The sequence below is a fragment of the Bacillus sp. NEAU-Y102 genome (assembly GCF_054788175.1).
Genome location: NZ_JBTWFK010000013.1, coordinates 166,377 through 175,101, shown reverse-complemented (window position 1 = coordinate 175,101; position 8,725 = coordinate 166,377). Strand labels below are relative to the sequence as shown.

Annotated in this window: 9 protein-coding genes and 3 pseudogenes; 5 read left to right on the top strand and 7 right to left on the bottom strand. The window is 35.3% G+C overall.

Annotated elements, in window-relative coordinates; genetic code table 11:
* The 4 genes and pseudogenes from ACYFX0_RS26695 to ACYFX0_RS26680 all read right to left on the bottom strand — a co-directional run.
* Window positions 1-706 (bottom strand): annotated as a pseudogene (locus ACYFX0_RS26695) (transposase); the annotation flags it as partial.
* 302 nt (window positions 707-1,008) lie between these two features.
* On the bottom strand, window positions 1,009-3,006 hold the full coding sequence (locus tag ACYFX0_RS26690; RefSeq protein ID WP_106082609.1) for a YVTN family beta-propeller repeat protein: 1,998 nt from the start codon (window positions 3,004-3,006) through the stop codon (window positions 1,009-1,011).
* Between the two features lie 550 nt (window positions 3,007-3,556).
* Window positions 3,557-4,021 (bottom strand): hypothetical protein, encoded by a 465-nt coding sequence (locus ACYFX0_RS26685; RefSeq protein WP_106082608.1) that lies wholly within the window; start codon window positions 4,019-4,021, stop codon window positions 3,557-3,559.
* Between the two features lie 291 nt (window positions 4,022-4,312).
* Window positions 4,313-4,777, bottom strand: a complete 465-nt coding sequence (locus ACYFX0_RS26680; protein WP_460272021.1) for an exosporium protein D — start codon at window positions 4,775-4,777, stop codon at window positions 4,313-4,315.
* Between the two features lie 581 nt (window positions 4,778-5,358).
* Between ACYFX0_RS26680 and ACYFX0_RS26675 the strand changes: the two genes are divergently transcribed.
* Window positions 5,359-5,619: a hypothetical protein gene (locus ACYFX0_RS26675; protein WP_000453677.1), complete on the top strand. Its 261-nt coding sequence runs from the start codon at window positions 5,359-5,361 to the stop codon at window positions 5,617-5,619.
* 32 nt (window positions 5,620-5,651) lie between these two features.
* Complete coding sequence (locus ACYFX0_RS26670) at window positions 5,652-5,885, top strand: hypothetical protein (RefSeq protein WP_000453747.1); 234 nt, start codon at window positions 5,652-5,654, stop codon at window positions 5,883-5,885.
* A gap of 255 nt (window positions 5,886-6,140) precedes the next feature.
* On the opposite strand, the pseudogene ACYFX0_RS26665 reads toward ACYFX0_RS26670, so the two are convergent.
* Window positions 6,141-6,427 (bottom strand): annotated as a pseudogene (locus ACYFX0_RS26665) (hypothetical protein).
* A gap of 85 nt (window positions 6,428-6,512) precedes the next feature.
* Here ACYFX0_RS26665 and ACYFX0_RS26660 point away from each other — a divergent pair.
* The 3 genes from ACYFX0_RS26660 to ACYFX0_RS26650 all read left to right on the top strand — a co-directional run bounded on the left by ACYFX0_RS26660 (window position 6,513) and on the right by ACYFX0_RS26650 (window position 7,451).
* Entirely contained in the window at window positions 6,513-6,710 is a 198-nt protein-coding gene (locus ACYFX0_RS26660; RefSeq protein WP_000901426.1) for a hypothetical protein, read from the top strand.
* A 116-nt stretch (window positions 6,711-6,826) separates the two neighbouring features.
* Entirely contained in the window at window positions 6,827-6,988 is a 162-nt protein-coding gene (locus ACYFX0_RS26655) for a hypothetical protein (RefSeq protein WP_106082072.1), read from the top strand.
* 103 nt (window positions 6,989-7,091) lie between these two features.
* Window positions 7,092-7,451, top strand: a complete 360-nt coding sequence (locus tag ACYFX0_RS26650) for a hypothetical protein (protein ID WP_016077596.1) — start codon at window positions 7,092-7,094, stop codon at window positions 7,449-7,451.
* Between the two features lie 2 nt (window positions 7,452-7,453).
* On the opposite strand, the pseudogene ACYFX0_RS26645 reads toward ACYFX0_RS26650, so the two are convergent.
* Window positions 7,454-8,100, bottom strand: a pseudogene (locus ACYFX0_RS26645) (IS4 family transposase); the annotation flags it as partial.
* A 140-nt stretch (window positions 8,101-8,240) separates the two neighbouring features.
* Complete coding sequence (locus ACYFX0_RS26640) at window positions 8,241-8,714, bottom strand: DUF1203 domain-containing protein (RefSeq protein WP_106082073.1); 474 nt, start codon at window positions 8,712-8,714, stop codon at window positions 8,241-8,243.
* Between the last annotated feature and the right edge of the window lie 11 nt (window positions 8,715-8,725).

Below are 8,725 nucleotides of genomic sequence, written 5' to 3'. Positions count from 1 at the left end.
TCATCACGAATGCGACGGTAACCATAACGACCTTCATTTTCCTCATAAATCGCTTTAATCTCAGCTTTCAAATCGGCATCTACATCTGGACGATTCATTTTCTTTACTAAATCATAATACGTGCTTCGAGGAATAGTAGCTAGCTCCACGAGTGCCTTCACCGAATATTTATGCCTTAATTCATAGACTACTTGCGCTTTGTCTTGTTTTGTGATTTTTCCTTGTTTTGAACTAAGGCATTTAACTTTTTTAAGTACTCATTTTCCATCTCAAGCTGTTTAATGCGTGCTTCAAGTGCTTCGACTGACCCTTCAGCTAAATGTTGTTTTAATTGTTTATTTGAATCTTTTTTCATGGATGGACGCCCCTTTTTCTTAGATTGAAGGGCATCAATTCCTTGTGTTTCGAGCTGTTTTTTCCAAACAGAAATCGTTGAAGGGGCAGGAATATTAAAGATAGCTGCCGTCTCAAATAAGGACATACCGTTTTCAATCATAAAGTTTAGTACGTCTAGTTTAAATTGTTGTGTGTAATTTGTACATCGTTTTAGAAAAGCTTCCAGACCATTCTGTTTATATTGGTTTACCCAATTCAAAATGATTGTGTCACTTATACCGAGCGATCTACCCATTTCTCGATAACTTTCATTTCCGTTCAAATAACGTAGAACGATTTGTATTTTTTCATCAGCTGTAAATTTAGCCATAGAAAAACTGCACCCCAATTGTTAGACTGTGTCTAACAATTGGGGTGCAGTTCATGAGTGGAAAGGTTCATAGCTCTTTTTGTAAGGGTAATGATTTTATAGGTAATAATCATCATGAAACCCTAAAAATGTAAAATTATAATTTTATAGAAAAAGAGCAGCTGACAACAGCAAACTGCTCGGCAGGTCCTTTAAGATAAAAAAGAAGAGAATATAGAGGTTCATTCTGATTGTTTGAAGGTAATTAAAGAAAGAATATCACATACTATCGATATTAATAAAAACTATGTTTATTTTTCATTTTATTCACAAATAGTTCCAGTTGCTATTCCTGTTGGAGCGACACCTACTGGGACATTAGTGATAACAGTATTCGTGGCAATATCAATAACAGAAACGGTATTACTACCTTGATTTGTAACATAGGCACGAGTGCCATCAGGTATGATAGTTACCTGATCAGGGGATAAAGCAACAGGAATTGTATCAATCACAGTATTTGTCGCCACATTTATTACCGAAACATTATTGCTAACCTTATTTACAACGTAAATAAGGTTTCCGCCTGGTGTAATATCTATACCAACGGGTTCGGTACCTACGCTAATTGTATTAATTACGGAATTGGTAGCGGTGTTAATAACAGAAACAGTATTGCTGTTCTGATTCGTGACATACGCACGAGTGCCATCTAGTGTGAAAACGATTATTCTAGGGCGAATGCCAACAGGAATGGTAGCGGTAACTGTGTTAGTAGCAGTATTAATAACAGAAATTGTGTTACTTAATTCGTTTGCAACATATGCAAAGGCTCCGTTTGGAGAAACAGTTATTCCTTGCGGAGCGATACCAACAGGGATGGTAGTGATAACTGTATTAGTAGCAGCATTAATAACAGAAACGTCATTACTCGCGTGGTTTCCAACATAAACAGTTGTGTTATTTGGAGAAACAGCTACGCCAATTGGATCAGCTCCAACGGGAATGGTAGCAATAACTGTATTAGTAGCAGTATCAATAACGGAAACGGTATCGGAAAAAATATTAGTAACATAAGCACGAGCCCCATTGGGTGAAACTGTTACTTCAAGAGGTGCATTATCTACAGTAATTGTAGCGACTACTGTATTTGTAGCGGTGTTAATCACTGATACTGTATCATCTGCAGGGTCATCGATTGCACCTGCGTTTGTAACATATACAAGGAAATTACATCCAGGTCCAGTTGGTCCGGTCGGTCCGGTCGGCCCAGTTGGTCCAGGTGGACACTCACAGTCTCCAGTCGGCCCAGGTGGTCCTTCAGGCCCCTGAATGCCTTGCACACCTTGAGGTCCAGTCGGTCCTTCTAATCCTTCAGGCCCTTGAATGCCTTGCACACCCTGAGGTCCAGTCGGCCCTTCTAATCCTTCAGGCCCTTGAATGCCTTGCACACCCTGAGGTCCAGTTGGCCCTTCTGGTCCTTCCGGTCCTTGAATGCCTTGTATACCCTGAGGTCCAGTCGGTCCAGGTGGTCCAGGAATTCCCATTCCGGTACCCGAACCAGTCGGCCCAGGTGGCCCTGGCGGTCCTTGAATGCCTTGCACACCTTGAGGTCCCTGAGGCCCTTCCGGCCCTTCCGGTCCCTGAATCCCTTCTACACCTTGAGGTCCTTCCGGTCCTTGAGGTCCTTCAGGCCCTTGAATGCCTTGCACACCTTGAGGCCCTTCCGGCCCTTCCGGTCCTTCAAGTCCCTGAATGCCTTGCACACCTTGAGACCCCTGAGCTCCTCTAGGGCCAGGAATTCCTCTAGGTCCTGTTGCTCCAGTCGGCCCGGGCGTTCCGATGTTACTCAATAACGAACTATTCAAGATTCCTTGTAAAATTAGGTTGAACGTTTGCTGTAATAAGGGATCTGATATATTTGAACAACTGATAAGTGAAGACAAGCTTTGGAATAGAAATTGGAATAATGCTGAGATTTGAGTGAGAGATGCAGTAGGTAAAGAATTGATTAATTGATTTATAGTTCTTATAACTAAATTTCTATTTGGTGTACTTGGTTGTACTGCTATTAATAAATTATTTAATGCCTGTAATGCAGATTGGAGTATTTCTATATTTGTTGAATTTGGTGTTGTAAAAAAAGAAAGAATAGCTTGATTTAATTGGCTTATTATTTGCAATAATTCTTGTTGTTGAGAACTTGAGAAAAAAACAGGAGTACAGCAATTACTTTGATTACAAGGGGATATAGAAATAAAGCAGGGCTGCTGGAATTTATCACACGGATTTGCGGAGTGTGATTTTTGATTATATCTCATAAGTACCTCCTTTTAAAAAAATAAATGTTAGGTAAGTCTAGATAAATTATTTTAGCAACTATGTTTAAAATGTTTGTGGGTATATGTTTAATGTTTTTTCCTTCAAAGTATATGTAAACAAAATGGAGATGTTCTTAGGGGACGTATAATCAATACTTAATTACTCATAAAGATTGTAATCATAGGAGAAGAAAAATATACAAGCTATTAAATTTATCCCGCATTAACGGTTAGTAAGATCCCCGCCTCAAAATTCAGCGGAAGCAAAGAAGCTAAGTGAGGGATCAACTGCCAGTAAAAGCCCGATTGGTTCAACTAATAATAAGTGGGGATAAACAAAACCCCCCACTTATTAAAGTTTCACTTTATAAAATCAACAAAAGCGTTATTTTAGAAAAATAGGTGACTCAGCAATTGTGTCAGCCGAGTCACCCAGTACTATCGATCCAAATAATATTTTTTTATATGTAGTTATAGCGGTTTCTTAGCGGCTAACCCAAAATGGCAGTCAAAGGACAAAGAATTTTATTTTAGAAAGTATTAGATTTTACTATGTTAATGCTACAACAGCAAGAGTTAAGCCCAACGTATTCAATGTATTAGAATATGGTCCTACATTAACAGTAAGAGTACTTGTTATACCTGGAGGTGTAGTGAAAATTGCGGGTGCTGATACAGAAGTGAATCCGGCTGTATATCCTAGAGAAGTACCTGAGCCAATGATAGGATTATTATTCAGATACATAGTTATACCTGCCGAATTACCTCCTAGTTGAATAATAACTTGCACTTCATAGATTGCCAAATAGGTTCTTCCACCTTCAAGTAAAACAGTTGTTGGTGGTGTGAATGAGATTGCCGTACCATTAGAATTTACCACGGTATCTAGTGGAATCGCAGAGTTTACAGAAACTATTGATGGGGTAGTTTGAACAACATTTAAACTGTTAGCCGTGGGAGATGGACAAGAACAAGGTTTGTGAATGTTAGAGTTGTTATCATTTTGGTAATTCACAAATAATCAAGCTCCTTTGCGTAAGATAATTTTTTATCTTATATAAAACGTAGCCTTTTTGTATCTAAGTTATTTTTAATAAGTTTTTAAAGATGAGTCGAATATTGTTGGTCAGTCGACTTTTGAAATTATTTGAAACTCTGGGATTTTAAAGTGCGTTTGATAAATATATATGAAAAATTTTTTAAGGACATTACTGTAAGTTAGGAAACATAATAAAAAACGGTAAAATGAGGGGAGTAAAAGGAAAAGAACCCTTTATATAAAGGGCTTTTCTGGTGATTTAATATATCAATTACATTCGTGGTAATATTCATCACATGAATCGTTATTATCGTTACAGCATATACAAAATGTTTTTTGAACAAATAAACTAACTACACTAGTAGAACCTTCCTGCTTTGTAAGAGTAAGACTTTGAAAATCTTCAACTTGAAATATTTTTGTTTGAACAGGTTGTAATGTAGTAGTAATTGGTACGTTAGATCTTCTTGTTAGAATAGTTACTTGAACGGGTGCACTCATACCGACAACGAATAACTGAATTAATGTTTTATTATGATTGTTTGTAAAATCCTCAAATACAGTTTGTGGAGCGGTGGTTTCAAGGAAAACTGACACAGGTATATTTCCATTTGCATTTTCTGCAGAACCAGCTATCGTATGAGTTTCAATAAAACAGTTATTTTTTTGATTGTTGGAATGTGATGGGTTTTTATAATATTTTTTACCATCTTTATAAAAGTAATCAGCCATATGAATTTAAAGCTCCCTTCTTTTAGATATCTATATAGTCTATTTAATAAAGTGAAGTAGTGCTTGTACAACATAATAAAATCCGCTCTCGTAATTATCTAAAAATGTTATTTGGAAATTAAAGAGCGCCATTCAAGGCGCTCTCGGATAAACATTAATATTGAAAAAGAATACCACATTATATTTTATGCATGTTCTTAATAAATGTGTAGTTTTTTAGCAAAATCCTTATTTGAAAACAAGAAGCCCTAGAGTTAGGGCTCTAAGGCTTCTTATTTTGGTATTCTCACATGGTTTTTCAAAAAGAATAGAACATATTGAAGATAACATGTGAATGTTTCATAAATGTATCAAAAAAGTGAACAAAATTGCTAGTGGAGAAGAAGCAGAAATGAAGTTTCTAATACGTAAGTACGTGAAAGGTATTATTTCCGGTGAATAAAATGCGCATGGAACACCTAATCATTATTTTATCGGGGGAAAAGAATATGTTATGAACTTGGTTGAATGAAAAAATGAAAATTTTACTTTTAGAGTGAAACTAAACAAAAACGCTATTTTATTAGAAAAGGAGAATGAAAATGGAGGTCCAGTTAATTCACGAACAAACATATAAAAGTCAGTATGATTTAGAAAGTGCAGTAGAAAAATTCTACGATAGTCTCCGAGAAGAATTCGGAATGGTTGAGGACGAGGATATCAAGCAATTTGACCATATAAGCAGAGTATTTGAAGCGACGGCCGCAATGGAGAATGGTTTGAAATTGAAGGTAGAAATATTCTTTGCGGATGATGCAGACGAAGATGAATCATGGGTTTGTAAAGCTTATCAAGTAGCTTAATAGAAACTTCATTTGAAAGGAAAGTGATCAGGGTGGAAGTTCAATATGATGCGCAGGGCCGAATGAAGTATCATCCTGATTACGATCCGAATCATAAGAAGCCGTATACAACGAAAGAATTAGCCTACATATGTAAGTATTATGGATTCGGAAAGGTGAAGGGAATTGCTTTAGCATTAGGAAGAACGGAATTAACGATAAGGCAGCTAGTAAATACTCTCCGGAAGAATGGAATGTTTGAAAAATATAAAACTATGGGTGAGTAATTACAATAAAAATTTCATTTTATAGAAATAAAAACCCTAGTTTCCTAGGGTAATGGTATAACTGCCAAATATATTTTATTCGTTTATATCGTAACTTAATATTACGTTAAATACATCAGGTAAATGAAACCAATTGTAGAAAATAAGAGCAGTTAGCAAAAGCTAACTGCTCATCTCCAAGGGGGAACAAGGAGAAAATCTAATGTCATGTATAGTATTGACGTAATATTTAGTTTTATTCGTGAAGAATTACATTTAACTTAATGCATAACCAACGATTAAAGTTAGTGTTAAAAACACTGATAATAACAATGTTAGCAGAACTGTTACTATGCTTCTAAGCATTGCTATCCAATTACCTGCTTTAGAGAATCCTTTAATACCAGCAAAAAATTTATATTATGCTTCATAGGTTGCTCCTTTGTTATCAAAATATTTCTATTAAATTTTAATGGAAAATATAAGAAAAAGATAGTGGTTATAAATTGGAATGAATTTTTTAACAAAATAATCCTTTTGTTTAAAGAAAAATAAGCTACCAAGTTACATTTATTAGAAATATTTTCTAAGGTATTCTTAAGAAGATGGGAATAGAAAGAATATCTTCGAGAGGAAAGGGATTAATTTATGTTAGGAAATTGGTTGGGTAAATTAAAAGAACCTAAATGTATACATAGATATAAACTTATTAATAGTCATGACAATGAAGATTTTAAAACTGGTAAGATGGGGATAGTTAGTTATTTCAAATGTGAAAAGTGTGGGAAAGAGAAGGAAATCAGCAAATATACTAATGATGTTAATAGTGACTATTGGGATATTTAAAACAACATTCGAATATCGTCCAGCTAGAAAACTAGAGGACACCAATTCATTAAAGCAGCAATTAAGGCTGTTTTACGAATGGGTGTCCTTTTTATTTTGAAAAGGGAGATGGGGTAATGGAGGGGTTAAAAAATCAGTTACATGAATGGAAAAAGAAATCCAAGCAAGAAAAGAAGAAAAAACCAAAAGAGAAATTAAGTACTCGTGAAATTGGGGATTTAATGGGGATGCATAGACCTTGTTATGAACGAAGACGTGGAGCAATAAGACAAAAATAATCTAAAAATAAAAAGGAGCGGTCTTATATGACTAAACAATTATCTTTCTTACCAAAAATTGATAGAACAGCGAAACAAGAGGAATTAGAAGGCGTGTTGGAAAGTGTACGTATACATAGGAAATGTGAAAATTAGAAACAGATTCTTTCTTCTAGTAGAAATTGAAGTGGAAGTTGGAAATGTAGCCATAGAGGAATTTGTTTTTATTCGAATATCTGAGCAAGAAGCTAGAACATTGTTAGTAGGGGGTATTCAACGTTGTACTATTTCTAATTGTATTCCTAGGTCTCATGATGATTTAGAAGTAGAATTCATTTGTGTTTTAATCGTGGGTGGGGAAGCATTTGCGGTTTTTGATGTAGAAGACGATGTTGATGAAGCTGTACTTGTTCCAATTTCATTAAGAGAAGCCGAGCGTTTAATCTGTAGAGGAGCAAGACGATGTAAAGTTATTAATAGATAAGAGTAAGCCTTTTTATGTTGTATATGTTGAAGATCTTTTAAATGAAAATACCCTAAATCACGGATACATAAATCATTTGGTGCTACAGTTGGAATACACAGAGAACCATAGGTTCGATTATGTTGTTTCCCTGGACCTGTATGGATATATAGGAATTGTCCGCTTAATAGGTCATATTCAAGTTGAATTTTCATCCCAGCAGTATGGCTACATCCTCCAGCCCAGGATAAATGGTTGAAAATATATCTGGAAGCTGAAATGCAGTGGAATCTAAAATGCGAATACGCTTGAAAACAGAGGTGTATGGAGAAGAAAGTGGTATAGATGAAGTTAATTTGTTATTTAGAAGGTTAGTCAATATATGTTGCAAAAACTGAACGGCTGATTTATTAAACCTTTGATTCAGTCCTTCCTGACTGATGAGTACTTCTGTGGATGATTCTAAACAGCTAGATAACTGAGCTAAAGAGGTTGTAGCGATATTTTGACTCATCCATATACATAAAGCGACTAAATCTTTTGCTTGGTATTTACTGGTTCGTTGCACGAAACCAACATCTCTAGCAAGATCCCGTAAGGTATTTGGAGATAAAAAACTTTGAATCTCTTGAGCAAATAGTTGTAATTCATCAGATACAGAAATAGACATACAAAAACGCCATCCTTTCCTATGATTCTACAAAAAGAATAGCGTATTTTTTCATTTTAGGGGAGATTTTGTTGAATTAGCTTGATAGCGATTAGTGGTACCCCTTATAGGATAATAGAAGTTTTGCATTTTCAATTTTTTTACACTCTATTAACAAGGCAGTTATAGCATCCTGGTTTAGCGTTAAGAATATGAATATATTCTACTTCTTTATTATCAAAAATTTCATCTATATTTTCTCTTAAATTTACACCTTCTGTAACCCTTGCTTCTACAATCATTGAGTCAGCATTGTAGCCGCGTACAGATAGATACCTATGATGTAACATATGCGGAATTTCATTTACATCTAGCTTAGCAGTAGTTGCTCCCTTTCGTATAAATATAGGACCACTTGCTTTATAAGGCGAATTAACACTATGATATTGGTAATTCAGTAAAATTACCTCTTCTCCTACCTCTGCATCCTTCAAACTTACCCTGCAAGGATATCCAGGATTTTTATTTGCTATTATTTTGACTGCCCCGATATTTTTTAATACTTCTTCATTCATTAGAACTAGGTTATTAAACTCCTTCTCTTGTAACGCAACGATTTGAAAGTTATTTCTCATATTCTATCCCT

What these genes read in the sequence shown, in the direction of transcription:
- ACYFX0_RS26675 (WP_000453677.1), top strand. Translation starts at nt 5,359, where the DNA reads ATGGAGGTCCAGTTAATTCACGAACAAACATATAAAAGTCAGTATGAT.
- ACYFX0_RS26640 (WP_106082073.1), bottom strand. Translation starts at nt 8,714, where the DNA reads ATGAGAAATAACTTTCAAATCGTTGCGTTACAAGAGAAGGAGTTTAAT.
- ACYFX0_RS26655 (WP_106082072.1), top strand. Translation starts at nt 6,827, where the DNA reads ATGGAGGGGTTAAAAAATCAGTTACATGAATGGAAAAAGAAATCCAAG.
- ACYFX0_RS26680 (WP_460272021.1), bottom strand. Translation starts at nt 4,777, where the DNA reads ATGGCTGATTACTTTTATAAAGATGGTAAAAAATATTATAAAAACCCA.
- ACYFX0_RS26660 (WP_000901426.1), top strand. Translation starts at nt 6,513, where the DNA reads ATGTTAGGAAATTGGTTGGGTAAATTAAAAGAACCTAAATGTATACAT.
- ACYFX0_RS26690 (WP_106082609.1), bottom strand. Translation starts at nt 3,006, where the DNA reads ATGAGATATAATCAAAAATCACACTCCGCAAATCCGTGTGATAAATTC.